Source organism: Allobosea sp. Root670, assembly GCF_001429415.1.
Classification (GTDB): domain Bacteria; phylum Pseudomonadota; class Alphaproteobacteria; order Rhizobiales; family Beijerinckiaceae; genus Allobosea; species Allobosea robiniae.
Map to the genome: position 1 here is coordinate 573,953 of NZ_LMJU01000015.1, position 20,052 is coordinate 594,004.

General features: G+C 68.0%; 19 protein-coding genes. 12 read left to right on the top strand and 7 right to left on the bottom strand.

The features are described 5' to 3' along the window. Positions 1-14 precede the first annotated feature (14 nt). The 8 genes from ASE61_RS15175 to ASE61_RS15210 all read left to right on the top strand — a co-directional run bounded on the left by ASE61_RS15175 (position 15) and on the right by ASE61_RS15210 (position 7,946). A complete protein-coding gene (locus tag ASE61_RS15175) occupies positions 15-503 on the top strand; it encodes a GAF domain-containing protein (RefSeq protein ID WP_061968186.1) in 489 nt (162 codons plus the stop codon). Between the two features lie 35 nt (positions 504-538). Continuing rightward, positions 539-1,774 carry a metal-dependent hydrolase family protein gene (locus ASE61_RS15180; protein WP_061968188.1) on the top strand — a complete coding sequence of 412 codons (1,236 nt, stop codon included), beginning with the start codon at positions 539-541 and terminating at the stop codon, positions 1,772-1,774. A 105-nt stretch (positions 1,775-1,879) separates the two neighbouring features. Next, positions 1,880-2,533: a DUF4129 domain-containing protein gene (locus tag ASE61_RS15185; protein ID WP_061968189.1), complete on the top strand. Its 654-nt coding sequence runs from the start codon at positions 1,880-1,882 to the stop codon at positions 2,531-2,533. Beyond that, positions 2,533-3,768 carry a DUF4350 domain-containing protein gene (locus ASE61_RS15190; RefSeq protein ID WP_061968191.1) on the top strand — a complete coding sequence of 412 codons (1,236 nt, stop codon included), beginning with the start codon at positions 2,533-2,535 and terminating at the stop codon, positions 3,766-3,768. Before ASE61_RS15185 ends, ASE61_RS15190 begins: the two co-directional genes overlap by 1 nt. Continuing rightward, positions 3,737-4,693 (top strand): AAA family ATPase, encoded by a 957-nt coding sequence (locus ASE61_RS15195; RefSeq protein WP_061968192.1) that lies wholly within the window; start codon positions 3,737-3,739, stop codon positions 4,691-4,693. The genes ASE61_RS15190 and ASE61_RS15195 overlap by 32 nt, the downstream gene beginning before the upstream one ends. Continuing rightward, on the top strand, positions 4,690-6,003 hold the full coding sequence (locus ASE61_RS15200) for a DUF58 domain-containing protein (protein ID WP_061968194.1): 1,314 nt from the start codon (positions 4,690-4,692) through the stop codon (positions 6,001-6,003). The genes ASE61_RS15195 and ASE61_RS15200 overlap by 4 nt, the downstream gene beginning before the upstream one ends. A 47-nt stretch (positions 6,004-6,050) precedes the next feature. Further along, positions 6,051-7,037 (top strand): stage II sporulation protein M, encoded by a 987-nt coding sequence (locus ASE61_RS15205; RefSeq protein ID WP_244492851.1) that lies wholly within the window; start codon positions 6,051-6,053, stop codon positions 7,035-7,037. A 3-nt stretch (positions 7,038-7,040) separates the two neighbouring features. Beyond that, entirely contained in the window at positions 7,041-7,946 is a 906-nt protein-coding gene (locus tag ASE61_RS15210) for an RDD family protein (RefSeq protein WP_061968196.1), read from the top strand. Positions 7,947-7,974: 28 nt separating this feature from the next. Here the strand turns inward: ASE61_RS15210 and ASE61_RS15215 are convergent, their stop codons facing one another. From ASE61_RS15215 to ASE61_RS15245, 7 genes are all read right to left on the bottom strand, one after another. After that, positions 7,975-8,721 (bottom strand): hypothetical protein, encoded by a 747-nt coding sequence (locus ASE61_RS15215; protein ID WP_061968197.1) that lies wholly within the window; start codon positions 8,719-8,721, stop codon positions 7,975-7,977. A gap of 72 nt (positions 8,722-8,793) precedes the next feature. Next, positions 8,794-9,876, bottom strand: a complete 1,083-nt coding sequence (locus tag ASE61_RS15220) for a hypothetical protein (protein WP_061968199.1) — start codon at positions 9,874-9,876, stop codon at positions 8,794-8,796. Between the two features lies 1 nt (position 9,877). Then, positions 9,878-11,407 carry a class I adenylate-forming enzyme family protein gene (locus ASE61_RS15225; protein WP_061968201.1) on the bottom strand — a complete coding sequence of 510 codons (1,530 nt, stop codon included), beginning with the start codon at positions 11,405-11,407 and terminating at the stop codon, positions 9,878-9,880. A 22-nt stretch (positions 11,408-11,429) separates the two neighbouring features. Further along, complete coding sequence (locus ASE61_RS15230) at positions 11,430-13,190, bottom strand: ABC transporter permease subunit (RefSeq protein WP_061968202.1); 1,761 nt, start codon at positions 13,188-13,190, stop codon at positions 11,430-11,432. Further along, a complete protein-coding gene (locus ASE61_RS15235; RefSeq protein ID WP_061968204.1) occupies positions 13,187-14,245 on the bottom strand; it encodes an ABC transporter ATP-binding protein in 1,059 nt (352 codons plus the stop codon). Before ASE61_RS15235 ends, ASE61_RS15230 begins: the two co-directional genes overlap by 4 nt. A gap of 23 nt (positions 14,246-14,268) precedes the next feature. Beyond that, positions 14,269-15,336 (bottom strand): ABC transporter substrate-binding protein, encoded by a 1,068-nt coding sequence (locus tag ASE61_RS15240; protein WP_061968206.1) that lies wholly within the window; start codon positions 15,334-15,336, stop codon positions 14,269-14,271. A gap of 54 nt (positions 15,337-15,390) precedes the next feature. Continuing rightward, positions 15,391-16,164 carry an enoyl-CoA hydratase/isomerase family protein gene (locus tag ASE61_RS15245; RefSeq protein ID WP_061968208.1) on the bottom strand — a complete coding sequence of 258 codons (774 nt, stop codon included), beginning with the start codon at positions 16,162-16,164 and terminating at the stop codon, positions 15,391-15,393. Positions 16,165-16,285: 121 nt separating this feature from the next. Between ASE61_RS15245 and ASE61_RS15250 the strand changes: the two genes are divergently transcribed. From ASE61_RS15250 to ASE61_RS15265, 4 genes are all read left to right on the top strand, one after another. Next, the gene (locus ASE61_RS15250) at positions 16,286-17,110 is read left to right on the top strand and encodes an IclR family transcriptional regulator (protein ID WP_244492852.1); all 825 of its coding nucleotides are present in this window, start codon (positions 16,286-16,288) and stop codon (positions 17,108-17,110) included. Between the two features lie 142 nt (positions 17,111-17,252). After that, entirely contained in the window at positions 17,253-17,513 is a 261-nt protein-coding gene (locus tag ASE61_RS15255; protein WP_320409877.1) for a (2Fe-2S)-binding protein, read from the top strand. Further along, positions 17,506-18,870: an NAD(P)/FAD-dependent oxidoreductase gene (locus ASE61_RS15260; RefSeq protein WP_061968211.1), complete on the top strand. Its 1,365-nt coding sequence runs from the start codon at positions 17,506-17,508 to the stop codon at positions 18,868-18,870. Before ASE61_RS15255 ends, ASE61_RS15260 begins: the two co-directional genes overlap by 8 nt. Further along, complete coding sequence (locus tag ASE61_RS15265) at positions 18,867-20,021, top strand: NAD(P)/FAD-dependent oxidoreductase (protein ID WP_061968212.1); 1,155 nt, start codon at positions 18,867-18,869, stop codon at positions 20,019-20,021. The genes ASE61_RS15260 and ASE61_RS15265 overlap by 4 nt, the downstream gene beginning before the upstream one ends. Positions 20,022-20,052 lie beyond the last annotated feature (31 nt).

Consider the following 20,052-nt stretch of genomic DNA (forward strand, 5'->3'; position numbering starts at 1 on the left):
CCGAAGGCCTGCCCATGTCCGACGATCTCGCCACCCTCTCCGCGCTCATCAAGGAGCCCGGCCAGCCCGATACGGTCTTCAAGGCCTTCGAGGACATCACCCGCCGCCTCGTCGGCCACGAGCTGTTCACGCTGCTCTATGTCGACGGGCAGGAGGTCGCGCGCATCTTTTCCAACCGGCCGACCGAGTACCCGGTCTCCGGCCGCAAGACGATGGGCCCGACGCCCTGGGGCAAGCATGTGCTGGACGGCCGCCAGCCCTATCTCGGCAAGGACAAGGCCGGCATCCGCTGGGCCTTCTTCGATCATGAACTGATCGAGAGCATGGGGCTCGGCTCCGTCATCAACATCCCCGCGATCTATGACGGGAAGGTGGTCGGCACGATCAACCTGCTCGCCCCCGAGCACCATTACCGCGAAGAGCATGTCGCGCCGGTCGAGCGGCTGGCGCCGCTGCTGGTACCCGGCTTCCTCGCCGCGCGTGCCGCCAACAAGGCCGCCTGATCTCCTCCCTTTAGCCGTTTCGAAGGAACAAGCCCGTGGCTTCCACCCTCTTCACCAATGCCCGCATCGTCGACGGCTCGGCGCCGGAAGCGGGCGCACCCGTCAGCGTCCTCGTCGAGGGCGGCACCATCCGCGAGGTCGGCAAGTCGGTGACCTCGGCCAAGGCCAAGGTCGTCGATCTCAAGGGCAAGACGCTGATGCCCGGCCTGATCGACGCCCATGTCCATGTCATCGCCTGCCTCGCCGATCTCGGCGCGAATTCCCGCCTGCCGGATTCGCTGGTCACCGCCCGTTCCTTCGGGATCATGCGGGCGATGCTGATGCGCGGCTTCACCACGGTGCGCGATGTCGGCGGCGCCGATTTCGGCCTGAAGCAGGCGACCGAGGAAGGCGATTTCCCAACGCCTCGCCTCGTCATCTCGGGCAAGGCGTTGAGCCAGACCGGCGGCCATGCCGATTTCCGCGGCCGCTATGACGACCGCCCGAGCGTGATCGAGCGCCATCGCCTCGGCGCGCTCGGCCGCATCTGCGACGGCGTCGATCAGGTCCGCCGCGCCGCACGCGAGGAGCTGAAGGGCGGCGCCGACTTTATCAAGATCATGGCCAATGGCGGCTGCGCCTCGCCGACCGACCCGATCCATTTCCTCGGCTTTTCGGTCAGCGAGCTGGAGGCCGTGGTCGAGGAAGCCCGGATGGCCGGCACCTATGTCTCGGCCCATGTCTATACCGACGACGCCATCCGCCGCTGCGTCGAGGCCGGCGTGCATTCGCTCGAGCATTGCAACCTGATCAAGGCCGAGACGGCGAAGCTCGCCGCCGCAAAGGGTGCCGTCGCCGTGCCGACGCTGGTGACCTATGACAAGCTGGTCTCGGACGGGCCGAAGCTCGGCTTCCCGCCGGATTCGGTCGCCAAGGTCGATGTCGTGCGTTCGGCCGGCATGGAATCGCTCGCGATCATGAGGAAGGCCGGCCTGACCATGGCCTATGGCAGCGACCTGCTCGGCGAGATGCACAAGTACCAGTCGGAGGAGTTCGTGATCCGCGGCCGCGCCCTGCCGGCCCATGAGGTCATCGCCTCGGCGACCCATGTCGCAGCGAAGCTCCTGAAGATGGAAGGCCTGATCGGCACGGTCGCGGCCGGCGCCCATGCCGACCTCATCGTCGTCGACGGCGACCCGCTGAAGGATCTCTCGCTCTTGACCCGTCAGGGCCGGCATATCCCGCTGATCATGAAGGCCGGCGCCTTCATGAAGCGCGCCAGCCTGAACTGATCGCATAGGCCGGCGGGGCATATCGCCCCGCCGTGCATTCTCCGGCTATGGCGCGGCCGGTTTCTTCGCCATAGTGCCCTTCGGCCGCCGACGGATTCGAAGGTTGTGAAGCGACTGCCTCTCCTGCTCGTTGCATTCTGCGCCGTCACCCTGAGCGGCGTGGCGCAGGCCGCCAGCGATGCGGGCGAGATCGTCAGGCTGGCCATCCGCCGCCACGATATCCAGACGACAATGCCGGCGCCCGAGCCACGCCAGCCGGGCTGGCTCGACTGGCTGAAATTCGACCTCTCGCCCGATACGCTGCGCATCCTGCTCTGGGGCGCCGTCATTCTCGGCGTGGCCGTGACGCTCTGGTCGCTGCGCGACAGCCTGCCCGCCTTCAGCCGCTCGCGCCGGATCAAAGCGGCCGAGACAATGTCCGGCTTCTCCGACCCTTCCGGCCGGATGGAGGAAGCACAGCTCGAGGCGGACGATCTCGCCAGACGAGGGCAGTATGGCGAGGCCATGCATGTGCTGCTGCTGAAGAGCCTCGCCGAAATCCGATTGCGGCTCGGCACCAGTTTCGCGGTGTCGCTGACCAGCCGCGAGATCCTGCGCCGGGTTGCCCTGCCGCAGAGCGGGACCGGCGCGCTCGGCGCGATCGTGCAATCGGTCGAGCAAACGTATTTCGGCGGGCGGCCGGCCGGGCAGAAGGACTATCTCGGCTGCCGGCAGGAATTCGAGACGCTGCGGCGCTCCCTTGCGACAGGGCCGGCCTGATGGGGGGAATAACCTTCCAGCCGCGCGTTCTGGCCGCACTCGCTGCCGCGCTCTTCGCACTCTTCGCGGCATCTCTGCTGCTGACGGGGATGGGCGGGCGCGAGGCGGGCGGCCTCGCCTCCGGCGCCAACAGCTATTCCAGCTCCGCCGTCGGGCATCTCGCTTTCCACGAACTGCTCGAGGGTCTCGGCCACAAGGCGGTGCAAGCCGAGGACCGTCCGCTTGCCGCCGTCGGCGAGAATGGCGTGCTCGTCCTTGCCGAGCCCTCCGGGAACCTCGCGGGCGAGGAGAATCGCAACAAGCTCCGGATCGCCGGCCGCATCCTGCTCGTCCTGCCGAAATGGACCGTGAAACCGGGCGAGCGGCGCAAGGACTGGATCGGCGAGGCGGAACTGGCTCCAGTGCTACAAGTCCAATCCGTGCTCGGCGCAGCCGTCAGCGGCGGCGACATCGTCCGGACCAAGCCGCCGGCCTCCTTCCAGAAGACGATTTCAGCGGCGGACCCGACCGTTCAGGGCGAGCTCCAGCTGATCAAGGGCTCCAACCTCACGCCGCTGATCTCGACGCCGGACGGCATCCTGCTCGGCGAGTTGCGGCAGGGCAATCGTCGGACGCTCATTCTGGCCGATCCCGACCCGATCGAGAACCACGGCATCGGCAAGGGCGGGAACGCCACCTTCGCACGCGACATCGTCGCCGCGTTGCTGGACGGGAAAAGCGGCACGCTGGTCTTCGACGAGACCATCCACGGCTTCAGAAGATCGCCGCCGAACCTGCTGAAGTTCCTCTATGAATTCCCGCTCAACCTGGTGCTCGTCCAGATCCTCGCTGCCGTGGCGCTATTGCTCTGGGCCGCGATGGGGCGCTTCGGCGCGCCGCTGCCGGCGCCGCGCCGGCTCGATGCCGGCCGGCATGCTCTGATCGGCAATGCTGCGGCGCTGGTCGACTATGCCGGGCACCATGGCGCGATCCTGCAACGCTATATCGCGATGACGCTCCAGGACGCGGCGCGGGCGTTGCGCGCTCCCGCCGGGCTCGAAGGTGCCGCGCTCACCGAGTGGCTCGCGCGGGCCTCCGAGGCGCGCGGCATCGATCCGAAACCCCTCTCAGGGCTGGGCGACAGCCCTGCGGCCGGCCCCCGCAATCTCGCCTCGCTGCTCGCCGCGGCGCAGGCCCTCCATCACTGGCGCAAGGACCTGCCGCATGGAACTCCGCGACGTCTCGACGATCACTGAAGCGCTTCGCGGCGAAATCCGCAAAGCCGTCGTCGGCCAGGACGAGGTCGTCGAGCTGATGCTCGTCAGCCTGCTCTGCGGCGGGCATGTGCTGCTGGAGGGCGTGCCGGGCACGGCCAAGACCCTGCTGGCGCAATCCTTCGCCGCCGGGCTGTCGCTGCGCTTCGGGCGTATCCAGTTCACGCCGGACATGATGCCGGGTGACCTGCTCGGCACCAATCTCTTCGATTTCCGCACCAGCAGCTTCAACCTGACGCGCGGCCCGATCTTCACCGACATCCTGCTCGCGGACGAGATCAACCGCACGCCGCCCAAGACGCAGGCCGCACTGCTGCAGGCGATGAACGAGCGCAATGTCACCATCGACGGCACGACCCATCCGCTGGGCGAGGCCTTCATGGTGGTGGCGACGCAGAACCCGATCGAGCAGCAGGGCACCTACCCGCTGCCCGAGGCGCAGCTCGACCGCTTCCTGTTCAAGGTCAACCTCGCCTATCCGAGCCGCGAGGAGGAGTTCGCCATCGTCGCGCGGCACGGGCACCGCGCCGCCATGCCGAAGCTCGCGGAGTTCGGCCTTGCCTCTATCGTCTCTGAGCAGGACCTGCTGGCGGCGCGGGCGCTGGTCGGCGGGATCGCGCTCGGCGAGCCTCTGGTCGGCTATATCGTCGACCTGATCCGCGCGACCCGCAACCATCCGGCGATCGAGACCGGCGCCTCGCCCCGCGCCGCGACGATGCTGGCCTCGGCCAGCCGGGCGCGGGCCGCGACGCAGGGGCGCGACTTCGTCATCCCCGACGACGTCAAGGGCATCGCCCTGCCGCTGCTGCGGCACCGGATCGTGCTCGCGCCGAATGCCGAGATCGACGGGCTGGTCAGCGACAAGGTCATCCTGGAACTGATCGATCAGGTTGCCGTGCCGCGATGATCAGGCCGACCCCGCGCGCCGTGCTGCTCTTCGGGGCGACCGTGCCGGTCGCCATCGGCCTCATGATCCATGACCAGACGCTCTGGCCGATCGCGCTCGATCTCGGCCTGTTCGTGCTGGCGCTGATCGGGCTCGATGCCCTGCTCTGTGCCCGGCCGTCGCGGCTTTCGCTGACAGTCGATGCGCCGCCGCGCTTGTATATCGGCAGCGAGGGGCAATTGAGCGTCAGCGCCGCGATCGAAGGTGCGTCGCGGGCGGTGTCGATCCAGGTCCTGCCGGAGCAGAGCGGCGACACCGCGCCGCCCGAGCCAGCTCGGCTCGATGTCCCGCCGGGAGCCGTGGGTTCGGTCACGCTGCGGGTGCGTCCGCTCCGGCGCGGGCGGATCACGATCGAGGCGTTGTGGCTGCGCTGGCGCGGGCCGCTCGGTCTCGCCGGCCGGAGCCAGCGTCGGCCGCAGGCGCTCACGATCGACGTCGTGCCCGATATCCGCGGCATCGCCTCGGCCGCCGTGCAGTTCTTCAGCCGCGATGCGATCGACGGCATCAAGGTCCAGCGCCAGAAGGGCGAAGGCACCGAGTTCGAGGCGCTGCGCGACCATGTCCAGGGGCTCGACAACCGCTTCGTCGACTGGAAACACTCGGCCAAGCATCTCAAGCTGCTGTCGAAGGAATTCCGGATCGAGCGCAACCACCAGATCGTGCTCGCCTTCGATACCGGGTACCTGATGGCCGAGCCGATCGACGGCCTGCCGCGGCTCGACCATGCCATCCATGCCGGGCTGCTGCTCGGCTGGGTCGCGCTGCGCAGCGGCGACCATGTCGGCTCCTTCGGCTTCGATTCACGCATCCGGCAATATCTCCAGCCTTCGCCCGGCCGAAACGCCTTCGCCAGGCTCCAGAATGCGTCCGGCCAGCTCGGCTACCGTGCCGAAGAGACCAATTTCACCCTCGGCCTCGCCGAGCTGAACACCCGCCTGAAGCGCCGGGCGCTGGTGGTGCTGTTCACCGAGTTCATCGACACGACGACAGCGGGGCTGCTGCTCGAAAGCCTGCAGCGCATGGCCAACCGCCATGCCGTGATCTTCGTCACGCTGCGCGACCCGCTGCTGGCCGATATCGTCGAGGCCGAGCCCGCGGGCTTCCGGCCGGTCGCCGAGGCGGTCGTCGCGCGCGACCTGCAGCGCGAACGCGCCGTCGTGCTGGAGCGGCTGGCACGGATGGGCGTGCATTGCCTGGAAATCCCGCCACGCGGCCTCGCCGTCGGTCTCGTCAACCGCTACCTTACGATCAAGCAGAGGGGGCTGCTATAGAACCGCTTCGCCCTTCCGCCGCTCCGCCACCGGCCCCGGTCGCGACCGTGACGCTGCGCAGCGCCGAATTCCGCCGCAGCCGCGAGACGGCCTGGCGGATGCTCGACGGTCTCGTCTCGCGTGTCGAGAAGAAGGGCCTGTCGCGCCTCTCCGCCGAGGAGTTGCAGGAACTGCCCTTGCTCTATCGGACCGCGGCCTCTTCGCTTTCCGTCGCCCGCTCGATCGCGCTCGACCGCAACCTCATCCTCTATCTCGAAGGGCTGGTGCTGCGCGCCTTCTTCGTCGTCTACGGGCCGCGCATCGGCATCCTCGAAGCGCTCGGCGGCTTCCTGAAGCGCGGCTTCCCGGCTGCCGTCCGCGCGGCCGGCTGGCACATCCTGCTGGCGACGCTCGCCATCGCCGCCGGAATCGCCATCGGCTACCTGATGGTGCTGCCCAACGAAGCCTGGTTCGGCATGCTCGTGCCCGAGAGCATGGCCGGCGGGCGCGGGGCCGCGAGCACCGCCGACCAGCTACGCCGGACCGAGATCTTCGCGCCCTGGCCCGGCTTCGTCGATTCCTTCGTCGTCTTCGCCAATTTCCTGTTCCGGCATAACGCGACGATCGGAATCATGACCTTCGGGCTCGGCGTGCTCGGCGGCGTGCCGACATTGCTGCTGCTCGGCTATCAGGGCCTCGTGCTCGGCGCCTTCCTGGCGCTGCATTACAATCGCGGCCTGCTCGTCGATTTCATCGGCTGGATCTCGATCCATGGCGTGACTGAGATCGGCGCATTGATCCTATGCGGCGCCGGCGGGCTCGTCATCGCAGAGAAGATCCTGTTTCCGGGTCGCTACAGCCGCCTCGACAGCCTGGCCATGGCCGGCAAGGCGGCGGCCGGGCTCGCGGGCGGGGCCGTGCTTATGCTCTTCGTCGCGGGGATCATCGAGGGCGGCCTGCGCCAGCTCATCGCCTCGACGCCCTGGCGGCTGGCGATCGGCGCGGCGACCGGCGCCTTGTGGACCGCCTATTTCCTCCTGAGCGGCAGGCGCTGAAGCATGGCCCAGCGACTTGACCGCATCAACCGCCTGCTCGACGGCACCACCCGCAACCGGCGCGAGATCAGTACGCCGGAGGGTGTGACGCTGGAGGTCGACATCGCCAACCATGGCGAGCGGCTCGTCGCCTTCCTGATCGACTTCCTGTTCTGGATGCTGGCGACCGCCCTGCTCTTCCTCGTGCTGGGCCTCACCCTGCTCCACGGTGTCACCGGCTCTGTGACGGTCACGGTCGTGCTGTTCCTGTCCTTCCTGCTCCGGAACCTCTACTTCATCCATTTCGAGCTGCAGAGCCAGGGCGCGACGCCGGGCAAGCGCATCGTCAACCTGAAGGTGATCGACCGCAGCGGCGGCCCGTTGCTGCCCGGCGCGATCGTCGCCCGCAACCTGACGCGCGAGGTCGAGATCTTCCTGCCGCTCGGGCTGTTCTTCGCCGTGCCGAAGATCGGGGCCGGCGCGGAATTCTGGACGGCGGCGAGCTATTTCGGCTGGGCGGTCGCCCTCTCGGCCCTGCCCTTCTTCAACCGCGACCACCTGCGGGCCGGCGACCTGATCGGCGGGACCATGGTCATCTCGGTGCCGCGGCGGGCGCTACTGGCCGAGCTGGCGGAGGCGCAGAGCCGCTTCGTCTTCAGCCGCAAGCAGCTCGACGCCTATGGCGTCTTCGAATTGCAGGTTCTGGAGGAACTGCTGCGCCGCCCGTCCTCACCCGACACGCACAGCATGCAGCGCCAGGTCTGCGAGAAGATCCGCCGCAAGATCGGCTGGACGGAAGAGGTTCCGCCAGTCGAGACGCTCGATTTCCTGAGGGCCTTCTACACAGCCGAGCGGGCGCATCTCGAAGGCGAACAGCAATTCGGCCGCTACCGCGCCGACAAGAACGAGCCGGCTGCGACCGGCCCGTAAGGGCCTGCCGCAGTTCGGCAAGCTTGCGTCAGTCGAAGACGCTCGCCAGCGTATCGAGGTCGATACCTTCCTTGGCCATGCGCAGGTCGTGATAGATCACGGCCGAGAGCACGGCACCGAAAGCGGTCGAGATGACCTGCCAGGCAAAGCCGAGAATATCCCCGATCAGGCCGCCGCCACCGATCCGCGCCAGCACGAGAGCGCCGACCAGGGCGATGACGATGACCAGCAGGAAGAGTCCGAAGATCTGCCAGCGATAGCCCTTTGTCAGCGCGACGCTGCGGCTCATGCTCGCCGTCACCCCGGTCTTCTCGATGACGCAGGCGGGGATCGCGACATAGAGCATGCAGCCGATGATGGCGCCCGGCACGACGAAGAGCAGGAAGCCGAGACCGGTCGCGAGACCGACGAGGATGCCGACACCGATGACGGGAACGGCACGTGCGAGCCCGATCCGCAGGGAGTCGCCGATCGTGAAGGGCTGCTGGCGCATCTCCTGGAAGGCGCCGTAAAGGCTCGTCGCCTGCGCCACGGTCTGGAGCACGAAGGTCAGGAGCCCGGTCAGCACCGCACCGAAGGCGATGCCCGACGGCGAGGGGGCACCCGACGACAGCGCGCCCAGCGTCAGCAGGAAGATCGGGATCATCGGCACAAGCGCCAGCAGGGCGAACTTGCCGAACTGTCGTCCGAGGATCGCGAAAGTCTTGTTCATGACCGAGCCGATGCGAAACTGCCCGGGCGCGGCGGAAAATCCGCCGGTCGATGTGTTGCTCATAAGGAACCCCGCCGCGAATGAGGCGGAATAGTGGCACGCCCCGTATAGCGGCACAATCCGCGGCAACGCGGGCTACGCGCTTCGCATCAAGGTCTCGCGCAAGCCGAGAAGCGTTTCGCAAACGGCTTCCAGCTCGCGGATGTCGAACCCATCCCGCAGCTCCGGAATGTGACCCGCAACCCTGCCGCCGAGGATGCCGGTAAAGCTCGCCCTCCCCTGGGACGACACGACGAGGCCGTTGGCCGCCTCGAAGGACGCGTTCCAGGCGATGGCGTCCTCGCGCGTCAGCCCCGGCGGCAGGTCGAGTTCGAGCCTGCCGCCCGCGAGCCGGACAGGATAGCCTCCGGGCAAGCCGTCCGGGCCGGGCACATGCCCCTGCCAAGGCCGGCCCGCCGCCATGGCGAGCAGCATCGGCACGCCGCTCGCGCCGGAAATCTCGATCACCGGCTCGGGCGTGAGCTGGATATCGGCGAAGCGGGCATAGACGTCGGCGACCTCCTCGCCATCCAGCCAGACGCGCGGGGCGCGTCCGTCGCGTTCCTCGGGACGGCGCCGCCAGGCTGAAAGGTTCTGGTAATGCGCGAGAACTTTGACCGCGGTGCCGGCAGGCACTGCGGCCGAGCCGGCGAAGACGTTGGACAGGATCGCGACATTGCCCATGCCGCAGGCGACCTCGTGCCCCATCGCGCGGATCATCCCGTTGACCACGTCGGGGAAGCTGCAATTGACCAAGGTCACTGGCTTGCCGCAGCGTGTGATGGCGGCAGCGACGCGGGCGCTGATCAGCGCCTGAAAGACGGCCGTCGCGCTCAGGCCGCCCTCGGCGACGAGGCGCGTCCAGGCATTGCCGCTCTGGGCGATCACCTGCGAGGTCTGGATCGAGGCGGCCTGCACGACGATGCGCGGGCCGGTCGCCGCGAGCAGCGTGTCTGAGGCGTCCGGGGCCAGCAGATCGATCGCATGAGTGGTGAAGCGCGCCTTCGCTCCGAAGAGCGCGGCGCGGGCATTGGCAGCCGTGCGCAGCCAGTTCAGCCGTTCGAGATTGCGGCCGGCGATGACCACATCGACCGGCTCGCGGGCCGTGGCGGCGATGTCGAAGGCGATCCGTGCGGCGAAACCGCCGGTGCCTGAAATGAGGATGTCGCAGCCGGCCATGTCAGCGCCCCGTCCCGGCCCGGTCCCAGCAATCGTCGAGCCGGGGCGAGAGCCTGTGCTTCATGATGCGCTGGCTCGCCGTGCGCTCGAACTCGTCGACGAGGGCGATGTAGCGCGGGTTCTGGTAGGGTGCGAGCCGCTGGCCGAGCCAGCCGGACAAGGCCTGCGGATCGATGATCGCGCCATGACGCGGCTTGACGAAGAGCTTGATGTCCTGCTCGCCGATATCGGCGGCAACGCCGATCATGGCGCAATCCTCGACCGCGTCGTGCTCGGCGGCAACGTGCTCGACCTCCCAAGCCGAAACGTTCTCGCCGCGGCAGCGCACGCTGTCGGTCATGCGGCCGTGGAAATAGAGATTGCCATCGGCGTCGAAGGAGCCGAGGTCGCCGGTATGGAGCGCGCCGTTGCGCAGGGCCTTCGCCGTCGCTTCGGGATTGTCGAGATAGCCGGGGAAGATCGCGCCGGGGATGCTGGTCTCGACGACGATCTCGCCGCGCTCGCCCGCCGCGACGGGCTTGCCCTCGCCACCGAGCAGCCTGACGGAGAACCAGGGCATCGGCCGCCCGACCGAGCCGACCACGCCGCTGGTATTGCAGGTGGTCAGGCTGGAGGCTTCCGTCATGCCGTAGCATTCGCGGATCTCGGTGCCGAAGCGATCGCGGAACTGCGGCCAGATATCGGCCGGGCAGCCGCCCCCCCAGGCGATGCGCACGCCATGCTCGCGATCTCCAGCGGAAGGCGGCTGCTTCAGCAGGATCTGCAGGATGCCGCCGAGATAGTGGATATGGGTCGCGCCCTCCTCCCGGACCTGCGTCCAGAAACGGCTGGCGCTGAAGCGCTCGACCATGGCCAGCGTCACGTCGCGGATCATCGGCAGCGGCAGAAGCTGGGCGCCGCCGATATGATAGAGCGGCTCCCAGACGAAGAAGACATCGCCCGGCTTTGCATCGGACAGGCGGACGACGCTCTCCGCCGCCAGCCGCAGCATGCGGTGCGAGACGATCACGCCTTTCGGCCGCCCGGTCGTGCCGGAGGTGTACATGATCGCGAAGACGGCATCGGCTACCGGGGCTGGCTCGTCGAAGCGGGCGGGAGCGGAGAGCACGGCATCGAGCGCACCGCCCGGCGCATGCAGTAGCACCGGCAGGGTCGCATCCGGCCCCATCGCTTCGGCGATCTGCGGCGCGAGCTCGGCATCGGCCACGACGAGGCGCGGGCTGGAATGCGTCAGGAGATAGTTCAGCCCCTCGCCGCGCTGCTGGGCATTGACCGGCACCCAGGCGACGCCGGCCCGTGCGAGACCGAAGACCACGGCGATGGTCGCGATGGAATTGCGCATCATCACCGCGACGCGGTCGCCCGCGACGATGCCCTGCGCCCGCAGATGCGCCGCGAAGGCGGCCGAGCGCCGCTCGATCTCGCCATAGCTCACCGGCTCGCCGCCGAAGCGGGCATAGATGCGGTCCGGCTCGGCGGCTGCGCGCGCGGTCAGGAGGCCTACGAAGCCGTCTTGGTCTGGGGAGGTCATGGTTGCGCTTCGGTCGACAGGATCAGGAAGAAGAGGAGGAGCGGAAGCGTTCGGCCAGGAGCAGCATCACCGTCACCACCACGAAGACGACGACCGAAACCGCAGCAAGCGTCGGGTTGAGCTGCAGGATCATGTCGTCCCACATCTGCTTCGGCAGGGTCGTCTTGACGCCGCCCGAGATGAAGATCGCGATGGTCAGTTCGTCGAAGGAGGTGATGAAGGCGAAGAGGAAGGCCGCGACGAGGCCGCCCTTCACCAGCGGGATCGTCACGCCCGTGAGCGTACGGACGCGGTTGGCCCCGAGGGTCGCCGCCGCCTGGTCGAGCCGCTGGTCATAGGTCTTGAGCACGGCGGCGATGGTGACGAGCGTGAACGGGATCGCCAGCACCGTGTGGCCGATGATCAGGCCGAGATCGGTGGCGACGAGACCGATGCGGGCGAAGAGATAGAACAGCCCGACCGCGATGACGATGCGCGGCACGATCATCGGCGCGAGGAAGAAGGCGAAGATCAGCCCGCTCCAGCGCGTGCGGCTATGCGCCAGCGCCAGCGCCGCGAAGCCGCCGATCGCGGTCGCAGCCAGCGCCGTGGCGAAGGCGACCATGAAGGAGCGGATCGTCGCCTGAATCCAGAGCGGCGATTCGAAATAGGTGCGGAACCAGCCGATTCCGTAGCCCGGCGGCGGGAATTCGAGGAATTGCGAGGAGGTGAAGGCAAGCGGGATCACCAAGAGCGTCGGCAGCACGAGGAAGCCGATGACGAGCCAGCAGAAGCCCGGCAGCAGCGCGGCACAGACGCGCTTGCCTAGTACGCGCTGTGCTAAGGCGGCGGCGCGCCCGGCAATGTCGCCCACGACCCCGAGGATGGCGAGGCCGAGATCGCGGATGCGCCCGGCCCCGGCCTGCGCCGAGCCGCCGGCAATCGTCGAGATGCCGAAGAGCCGGTCGTAGATCCAGCAGGAGACCAGCGCCGCCGCCAGCATCATCGCGGCCAGCGCCCCGGCGAAGGACCAGTTCAGCAGCTCCTGCACCTGGGTGATGATGAGCTGCGCCAGCATCGTCTCCTGCCGCCCGCCGAGGAAGGCCGGCACGATGAAGAAGCCAAGCGAGGAGATGAAGACCAGCAGGCCGGCCGCCGCGACGCCCGGCAGCGAGAGCTTGAAATAGACCAGCCAGAAGGCTCGCGCCGGCGCGGCGCCCAGCGTCTGCGCGGCCTGGACGAGGCGGCGGTCGATGCCGGTCATCACCGGCAGCATGGTCATCACCGCGAGCGGCACCATGGCATGGACCATGCCGACCATCACGCCGAACATGTTGTGCAATAGCGGCAGGGGCTGGTCGACGAGGCCGGAGCCCGTCGCCAGCGAATTGATGATGCCGCTGCGGCCGAGCACGATCATCCAGGCGAAGGTCTTGACCAGATAGCTCGTCCAGAACGGCACCATGACGAAGAGCAGCATGCGACCGCGGAACATGTCCGGCAAACGCGCCAGCCAATAGGCCAGCGGATAGCCGATCAGGAGCGACCAGAGCGCAGTCCAGCCGGCGATGCGGAAGGTGATGCCGAGCACGCGCAGATAGACGTCGGTCGCGGCGATGCGCCGATAGGACTCGGTCGACAAACCGCCATTCTCGGGATCGACGACGCTGAGGCCGAGCAATTGCGCCACCGGCCAGGCGAAGAAGACCGCGAGGAAGAGGAGCCCGGGGACCGCGAGCCACAATGGGCCGAACCGGAACCCGCTCCGGCGCGCCGGAGCCGCTCGTGCCGCGACCGCGCTCATGCGACCAGCACCGCCTTGTCGCGGGCCCAGCCGGCGACGATGGCCTGATCGATGGCGGGCACCGGATCGTCCGGCCCGAGCCGCAGCACGAGCGGGCTGCCATCGCCGAGCGCGGCGATCACGCGCGTCTCCGAGCCGGCATAGACGATCTCGCTGACCCGGCCGCTGACGGCGTTGCCGTCGCGCTCGCCGAGATGGAGGTTCTCGGGCCGGATGACCAGCGCCGCATCCTTGCTCTGGCAATGGGCGCCACGCGGCAGGGCGAAGCGGCCATGCGGGGTATCGAGCGCGCCGTTGCCGTCCCAGCTGCCGCGGAAGATGTTGGAGATGCCGATGAAATCGGCGGCGAAGGCCGTGCGCGGGCGCTCGTAGATCTCGCGCGGCGTGCCGAGCTGCTCGATCTTCGCGTGGTTCATCAGGCAGATGCGGTCGGACATCGCGAGCGCCTCTTCCTGATCGTGCGTGACGTAGACGATGGTGGCGCCGCTCTCGCGGTGCAAACGCTTGATCTCGATCTGCATGTGCTCGCGCAGCTTCTTGTCGAGGGCGCCGAGCGGCTCGTCCATCAGGATGATCGAAGGCTGGTAGACGAAGCAGCGCGCCAGCGCGACGCGCTGCTGCTGGCCCCCGGACAATTCGCGCGGGAAGCGCCCGGCGAGATGGCCGAGATGGACCATGTCGAGCGTGGACGCGACCCGGCCGGCGATCTCGGCCGAGGGACGCCCACGCATCTTGAGCGGAAAGGCGATGTTCTCCGCCACGGTCAGGTGCGGGAACAGAGCGTAGTGCTGGAAGACGAGGCCGATATCGCGCTGGTGGACCGGCATGTTCGACTGGTCGCGCCCGTCGATCACCACTCGGCCCTCGCTGGCCTCGACGAGGCCGCAGATGAGCTGGAGCAGCGTCGTCTTGCCGGAGCCCGAAGGCCCCAGCAAGGTGAGGAACTCGCCCTCGGCAACGCTGAGCGAGCTGGGCTCGAGGGCCGTGGTCGCGCCATAGCGCTTGCCAAGTCCTTCGATGACCAGCTTGCCCGTGTTCGGCTCGCGCACAGCCATCCCGGCCCCCGCCCCCGTCACCATCAGGCCAGCAGCCAGGCGTTGAAGCGCTCGGTGACCTTGGAGCGGTTGGCACTCCACCAATCCTCGTTGGCGATCGCCATCTGCTTCAGGTTCTCCGGCGAGGTCGGCAGGACCTTGGCACGATCCGCTGCGATCGTCTGGTAGGCGTCGAGATTGGTCGGGCCGTAGGCAAGCGCCTCGGTGAAAGCGGCCTGCGCCTTCGGATCGGAGCAGAAGCGGATGAACTGGCGCGCGACATCCGCCTTCGGGCCGCCCTTCGGCAGGCCCCAGCCCTCGATCGAGTAGAGGCCCTGGTTCCAGACGATCTTTGCCGGCGTGCCGCCGTCGATCGCCGCCTGCAGGCGGGCGTTCCAGCCCGGCAGCATGTCGACCTCGCCGCTCTGCAGGAGCTGCGTCGACTGGGCGCCGCCCGTCCACCAGACCGCGACATGCGGCTTGATCTTGTCGAGCACCTTGAAAGCGCGCTCGATATCGAGCGGATAGAGCTTGTCGAGCGGCACGCCGTCGGCGAGCAGCGCCTGCTCGATCGTGTCGATCGGGTTCTTGCGCAGCGCGCGCCGGCCGGGGAACTTCTCGACATTGAAGAAGTCGGTCCAGCTCGCCGGTGCGTTCTTCACGCGGTCGGTGCGATAGGCGAAGACGGTCGAGTAGACGTCCGTGCCCATGAACTCGGCCGAGATCGCTTCCGGCATCAGCTTCGGCACGTCGGCATGCGAGAAGCCGATCGGGTCGAGCAGGCCCTGCTTCTTGAGGATGTCGCGGGCCGAGAGCGTCAGCGTGCAGACGTCCCAGGTATAGGACTTGGTCTCGACCATCGCCTTGAACTGGGCGGTGGGCTCGGCCTCGCGGGCGACATTGACGACCTTGTTGCCGGTCGCCTTCTCGAACGGGTCGTAGAAGGCCTTGCGGAAAGCCGGGCCGAACGGGCCGCCAGGATCGGCGACCGTGATCTGCGTCGCGGCACGCGCCGTGCCCGACAGGTAAGGCGCGGCGACCGCGCCGGCAGCAACGCCGCCGGCGAGTTCCAGCAGGGTGCGCCGGGTCGGCTTCGTGGTCAGGTTCGTCATCGTCTTCTCCCCTTACAAGCGGTTTTCCGCATTTCCCCGTGGGTGGTCAGATGGTCAGGCGGTCTTGCGCGCCGCGCGCTTGGCGAGAAATTCTTCCATCATCCGCGCCGGCTCGCCGGTGGCGTAGGCCGCGCGCTGGTTGCGGATGCCGGCGGCGAGGCATTCGCGGAAGCTCTCCTCGGTGACCTCGCGGAAGCGGGCCTTGTTGAGGCGCATGGCGACCGGCGGCTTGCCGGCGAGCTCCTCGGCCAGCGCGAGCGAGGCCTGCATCACCTGTTCCTTCGGCACGATCCGGTTGATCAGGCCGATGCGGAAGCATTCGTCGGCATCCATCATCCGCCCGGTCAGGGTCAGGTCGATGGTGCGGGCGATCCCGATCATTTCCTTCATGATCCAGGGGCCGGTGACCGAGGCGATGCCGGAATTGATCTCGGGCTGGCCCATGGTGACCCCGTCATGGCCGATGCGCAGGTCGCAGAGCAGCGCCACCTGGAAGGCGGAACCAGCAGCGACGCCGTTCAGCGCCGCGATCAGCGGCTTGGAGAGCGAGCGCATGCGGTCATAGAGCCGCTCCCATTCCCCCATCCAGAGTTCGGCGCGGTCGGGATCGAAGGTCTTGGTCTCGTTCAGGTCCTGGCCGGCGCCGAAGGCGCGCTCGCCGGCGCCCGTCAGGACGATGGCACGGACGGCCTCGTTCGCCTCCAGCTCGTCGAAGCAGGCGACCAGCCGCTCGCGCATCGGGGCGTTCCAGGCATTCAGGATCTCGGGGCGGTTGAGCGTGATGATGCCGACCGCGCCACGCAGCTCGACCAGAACAGAGTCCTTCATAGCGCTCTCCGATGAGTTTTTATTGCAATGCGATAATTTCTATTGCTTATTCTGCGCGAACGACCCAGCTTGTCAAGATCGTTAGCCGCAGCCATTGATCGCGCCGAGGAGAGCAGGCCCGATGACGATCCCCGAAGAGACACAGACCGGCCGCAAGCGCGCGGCGCAGCCGCCCGATCAGGCCGGCCGCAAGGACGACGCGCTGATGGTCAATTCGGTCGAGAAGGCGTTCCGGGTGCTCTCCGCCTTCGGCCGCCAGCACCCGACGCTCAACCTGTCGCAGGTCGCCTCCGAGACGGGGATGGATGTCAGCGCGGCCCAGCGCTTCACCCATACGCTCACCAGGCTCGGTTACCTGCGCAAGGATGCGCAGACCAAGCGCTTCGAGCTGACCGCCAAGACGCTCGATCTCGGCTATCATTTCGTGCGCAGCAGCCGCCTGCTCGACCGGGCGATGCCCTATCTCATGCATCTCAGCAAGGAGACGGAGGAGACGGTGAACCTCACCGTGCGGGAAGAGACCGAGATCATCTTCGTCTCGCGTTTCCTGAGCCGGCACGTCCTCAACACCGACGTCATCATCGGCACGCGCATGCCCGCCTATGCCACCGCACCGGGCATCGCGATGCTGTCGCGCCTGCCCGAGAGCGAGGCGATGGCGATCATCGATGCGTCCGACCGCAGGGCGCATACGCCCTCGACGACCTGGGAGCGCGAGGCCCTGCGCGAGAAATTGCGCCAGTCGGCCGCCCAGGGCTACGCGACCGCCTTCGAGGAGGTCTATCTCGGCGATGCCTCGATCGCCGCGGTGGTCGTCGACCATCACGGCCGCCCGGAGGCCGCCGTCAACATCGCGACCTCGACCTCGCGCTACAGCCACGAGGAGGTCGTCTCGCGCTTCTCCTCGCTGGTCATCGCCGCTGCCCACGCCATCTCGCGCGTCTGAGGAAACCAGGCCGATGGCCTTGACAGGATATCCTTTGATTTATCAAAATCCACGAACTTCTATTGCATTGAGATAAATCTGAGGTCGCATGGACCGCTCGCAGGCCCAGTTCCGCCGCGTGGCATTTCGGAGCGGAGCGGCGGTGACCCTCAGCTTCGACGGCTTGCCGATCCGCGCGACCGCCGGTGACAGTGTGCTCGCCGCGCTTCTGGAGAACGGCGCCCTCATCCGCCATCTCGAATTCGGCGGCGAGCCGCGCGCCGGCTTCTGCCTTATGGGCGCCTGCCAGGATTGCTGGGTCTGGAGCGCCACGGGCGGCCGGATCAGGGCCTGCACCACGCCCGTCAGCGAAGGCATGGAGCTTTTCGCCGAACCGCAAGCGATGGCCGGCGCCCATGGCTGAGATCGTCATCATCGGAGCCGGACCGGCCGGGATCAGCGCGGCCGAAATCCTCGTCGCAAACGGGCTGAGGCCGATCCTGATCGACGAAGGCGCACGCGCCGGCGGACAGGGCTATCGTCGGCCGGCCGATGATCTCGCGCTCGACATGAACAAGCTGATGGGCTCGGAAGCCGGCCGATACGCCGCGCTGCACGCACGCTTCGTGGCGCTCCGTCCCCAGATCGATTACCGGCCCCAGACGCTGGTCTGGGCGATCGACGGCAAGCGTCTGCATCTGCTGCGCGATGGCCGGGCCGAGACGCTCGATTGCGACAAGCTGCTGATCGCCAGTGGCGCGATGGACCGGATCGCCCCCTTGCCCGGCTGGACCTTGCCCGGCGTGTTCACACTGGGCGGGGCACAGGTCGCGCTCAAGGACCAGGGCTGCCTGATCGGCAGCCGCGTCGCCTTCCTCGGCTCCTCGCCCTTGCTGGCGCTGGCCGCGAAGCAGTATCGCGCGATGGGCGCCGAGATCGCGGTGATCGCCGATACGACGCCATTCTCGGCCAAGCTCGCGGCGATGCCGGCCCTGCTTTGCGCGCCGCGCACGCTGCTGCGCGGCCTCTGGTATATGGCGGCAGCTTTGCGCGCGGGCATCCCGATGCTGAACGACGTGACGCCGGTCGCCGTCGAGGGAGACGGCCGTGTCGAGGCTCTCGTCCTGCGCGAAGGCAGTGGACGCGAGCGGCGTTTCGCCTGCGATGCGGTTGCACTCGGCTATGGCCTCAAGCCCGAGACGCAGCTCGCCGATCTCGCCGGAGCGGACTTCGCCTACGACCCGGATTTCCGGCTGTTCCTGCCGAAGATCGACGGCTTCGGCCGGGCGCTGCCGGGGCTTTACCTCGCCGGCGATGGCGTGCGGATCGGCGGCGCCGATGCTGCCGAAGCCAGCGGGGCGCTCGCTGCCCATGCCATCCTCTCCGATCTCGGCCGGCTGCAGGATATTGCGGCGATCAGGCCGCTGGCACGACGGGTCGCGCGGCTGCGTGGCTTTCAACGCGGGCTGGCGCAGGCTTTCGCCTGGCCGAAGCAGCAGATCGCCGCCCTGCCCGACCCGGTCACGCTCTGCCGCTGCGAGAACGTCACCATCGGCGAGGTCCGCGTCGCCATGACGCAAAGCCTTGGCCCGGTCGAGGTCAACCGCGTCAAGGCGATGACCCGCTGCGGCATGGGGCGCTGCCAGGGCCGCGTCTGCGGACCGGCTCTGCAGGAGATCGTCGCGGCCGGGACAGGACAAGGCGGCGAATCCGCCGGGCGCCTGCGCGGGCAGGCGCCGGTGAAGCCGATCGCGCTCGCCGCCGCGGAAGAACCGGCATGAGCGCGCGAACGACAGATGTCGCGATTATCGGCGGCGGGCTGATCGGCGCCTGGACCGCCTTCTTCCTCGCCAAGCGTGGACAGCGCGCAACGCTGATCGAAAAGGGCGTCGTCGGCGCCCAGTCGAGCGGCGTCAATTTCGGCAACCTGCGCCTGCAGGGCCGCTTTCCCGGGCAATACCCGCTTTCGTTGCGTTCGCAGGCGCTATGGGAGGATTTCGACGCGCTGATCGGTGAAGGCTGCGAGTTCGAGCAGACCGGTCATCTCTACCTCGCCTATGACGAAGAGGAGCACGCGAAGCTCGAAGGTTACGCGCAGGCCTCCGAATCCTACGGGCTTGCGATCGAGCGGGTCGGCCCGGCCGACCTGCGCCGACGCTGGCCCTGGCTCGGCGAGCGCGCCATGGCCGCGACCTTCTCGGCACGCGACGCCACCGCCAATCCAAGACTCGCCACACCGGCAGTCGCGCGGGCCGCCGCGCGACATGGCGCCACCATTCTTGAGAACACGCGCATCACAGCCGTGGACCGCGAAGGCGACGGTTTTTCGCTGACGCTGGCCGATGGCAGCAGGCTGAGCTGCGGTGCACTGGTCAACTGCGCCGGGGCCTGGGCGCTGGAGATAGCCGAGCGTTTCGGCGAGACCGCGCCGGTCTTTCCAGCCGGCCCACCGCAATTCGTGACCGAGCCTTTCCCCTATCGGATCGAGCCTTCGGTGCAGGCGATCGACGGCTCGGTGATCTTCCGCCAGATCCCGCGCGGCAACATCATCCTGGCCGGCTATCCGCGCACGGCGGCCGATCCGCAGGCGAACCGCGCACCGGTGCCCCCAGCCAAGACGCTTGCCGCGATGCGGGCGCTCGCGCGTGTCGCGCCGATGCTGGCGCAATGCCATGTCATCCGCGTCTGGTCCGGCATCGAGGCCTATCTGCCCGACATGATCCCGGTGATCGGCCCGAGCGGGACGACGCCCGGCCTGTTCCACGCCTTCGGCTTCTGCGGCCACGGCTTCCAGATCGGTCCCGGCGTGGGCCTGTGCCTCAGCGAGATGATCGTCGACAGCGAAACACCGACGCCGCTGGAACCGTTCTCGATCGAACGCTTCCGCACCGCTGCAACAGTCAGCGAGAAGTTCAAGAAGGAATTCGACTGACGCGTGGCAGCCTAGCCGGACCTGCAAGCCG

Excerpts from the sequence above, each read along its gene's own strand:
- ASE61_RS15175 (WP_061968186.1), top strand. The coding sequence starts at position 15 with ATGTCCGACGATCTCGCCACCCTCTCCGCGCTCATCAAGGAGCCCGGC.
- ASE61_RS15190 (WP_061968191.1), top strand. The coding sequence starts at position 2,533 with ATGGGGGGAATAACCTTCCAGCCGCGCGTTCTGGCCGCACTCGCTGCC.
- ASE61_RS15195 (WP_061968192.1), top strand. The coding sequence starts at position 3,737 with ATGGAACTCCGCGACGTCTCGACGATCACTGAAGCGCTTCGCGGCGAA.
- ASE61_RS15200 (WP_061968194.1), top strand. The coding sequence starts at position 4,690 with ATGATCAGGCCGACCCCGCGCGCCGTGCTGCTCTTCGGGGCGACCGTG.
- ASE61_RS15210 (WP_061968196.1), top strand. The coding sequence starts at position 7,041 with ATGGCCCAGCGACTTGACCGCATCAACCGCCTGCTCGACGGCACCACC.
- ASE61_RS15215 (WP_061968197.1), bottom strand. The coding sequence starts at position 8,721 with ATGAGCAACACATCGACCGGCGGATTTTCCGCCGCGCCCGGGCAGTTT.
- ASE61_RS15220 (WP_061968199.1), bottom strand. The coding sequence starts at position 9,876 with ATGGCCGGCTGCGACATCCTCATTTCAGGCACCGGCGGTTTCGCCGCA.
- ASE61_RS15225 (WP_061968201.1), bottom strand. The coding sequence starts at position 11,407 with ATGACCTCCCCAGACCAAGACGGCTTCGTAGGCCTCCTGACCGCGCGC.
- ASE61_RS15230 (WP_061968202.1), bottom strand. The coding sequence starts at position 13,190 with ATGAGCGCGGTCGCGGCACGAGCGGCTCCGGCGCGCCGGAGCGGGTTC.
- ASE61_RS15235 (WP_061968204.1), bottom strand. The coding sequence starts at position 14,245 with ATGGCTGTGCGCGAGCCGAACACGGGCAAGCTGGTCATCGAAGGACTT.
- ASE61_RS15240 (WP_061968206.1), bottom strand. The coding sequence starts at position 15,336 with ATGACGAACCTGACCACGAAGCCGACCCGGCGCACCCTGCTGGAACTC.
- ASE61_RS15245 (WP_061968208.1), bottom strand. The coding sequence starts at position 16,164 with ATGAAGGACTCTGTTCTGGTCGAGCTGCGTGGCGCGGTCGGCATCATC.
- ASE61_RS15250 (WP_244492852.1), top strand. The coding sequence starts at position 16,286 with ATGACGATCCCCGAAGAGACACAGACCGGCCGCAAGCGCGCGGCGCAG.
- ASE61_RS15260 (WP_061968211.1), top strand. The coding sequence starts at position 17,506 with ATGGCTGAGATCGTCATCATCGGAGCCGGACCGGCCGGGATCAGCGCG.
- ASE61_RS15265 (WP_061968212.1), top strand. The coding sequence starts at position 18,867 with ATGAGCGCGCGAACGACAGATGTCGCGATTATCGGCGGCGGGCTGATC.